Source organism: Streptomyces sp. SID3212, assembly GCF_009865405.1.
GTDB lineage: Bacteria > Actinomycetota > Actinomycetes > Streptomycetales > Streptomycetaceae > Streptomyces.
Genome location: NZ_WWJY01000531.1, coordinates 1 through 1,141, shown reverse-complemented (window position 1 = coordinate 1,141; position 1,141 = coordinate 1). Strand labels below are relative to the sequence as shown.

Annotated in this window: 2 protein-coding genes; one reads left to right on the top strand and one right to left on the bottom strand. The window is 71.4% G+C overall.

The features are described from left to right. A partial coding sequence (locus tag GT042_RS15895; RefSeq protein ID WP_161309368.1) for an NAD-dependent epimerase/dehydratase family protein occupies positions 1-417 on the bottom strand: 417 nt, incomplete at its 3' end. Positions 418-531: 114 nt separating this feature from the next. Between GT042_RS15895 and GT042_RS15890 the strand changes: the two genes are divergently transcribed. Next, positions 532-1,092, top strand: a complete 561-nt coding sequence (locus GT042_RS15890) for a TetR family transcriptional regulator (RefSeq protein ID WP_161309367.1) — start codon at positions 532-534, stop codon at positions 1,090-1,092. Positions 1,093-1,141 lie beyond the last annotated feature (49 nt).

Sequence of the window (1,141 nt, the reverse complement as noted above, 5' to 3'; positions counted from 1 at the left end):
GGCGTGGGCGCCCTCGGTGGTGACGGGTTCTTGGCCGTCGCGCTCGGTGGCGACCCGCCCCGGCGCGAGGCCGAGCGTGCCGGAGGCGATCAGGAACGGGCGGCCGGTTCCCGCGAGGGCCTCGCCGAACGTGTCGACGGCCCTGCGGTCCGCGTCGGCGGCGTCCTCGAAGCCGCCGCTGAACGCGATGTCGTGCTTGAAGGCGAGGTGGATCACCCCGTCGGACGCCTTGGCCGCGTCGCGCAGGGTGTCGAGATCGTCGAGCGTGCCACGGAGCACGTCGGCGCCGGCCCGGGTGAGGGCGTCGGCGGCGGCGTCGGAACGGGCGAGGCCGAGGACCTTGTGGCCGGAGCCGAGGAGTTCGGGGACTACGGCGGAGCCGATCCAGCCGGACGCGCCGGTGAGGAACACACGCATGGGGAGACCTCCTGGTCTTGTCGGTTCGATGCCAGTCCCTGACGATGTCAGTCACTGCCATCACCACCAACGTAACACTCGATGTCAGTGACTGTCATCGCGTAGGATCGGGACATGAGCCGATGGGAGCCCGACGCGCGCGGGCGGCTGGAGCGGGCCGCGCTGGAGCTGTACAGCGAGCGGGGCTTCGAGCAGACGACGGCGGCGCAGATCGCGGAACGCGCGGGCCTCTCGGAGCGGACGTTCTTCCGCTACTACGCCGACAAGCGCGAGGTGCTCTTCGGGGGCGCCCAGCTACTGGAGGGGGTGTTCGTGGACACCCTGGCCGCTGTCCCGGCGTCGGTCGGGCCGATCGACGCGATGGCTCTGACGCTGGAGGCGGTGGCGGAGTTCTTCGCGGACCGGCACGAGTTCGCGCGGCGGCGGCAGGAGGTCATCGCGGCGAACGTGGAGCTCCAGGAGCGCGAGCTGATCAAGCTGGCGTCGTTGACCGCGGCGCTGGCGACGACGTTGCGGGGGCGGGGGGTGAGCGAAGCGGTGGCGAGCCTGGCGGCGGAGGTGGGGGTGGCGGTGTTCAAGGTGGGGTTTGAGCGGTGGGTTCGGGCGGGTTCGGGTTCGTTGGCCTCGTTCTTGCGCGAGGCGCTCGCGGAGTTGCGGGTGGTGGTGAGCCCCTAGGGGTGACCGCGCTGCGGTCGCTGTTGTCCTCAATCGCCGGACGGGCTTG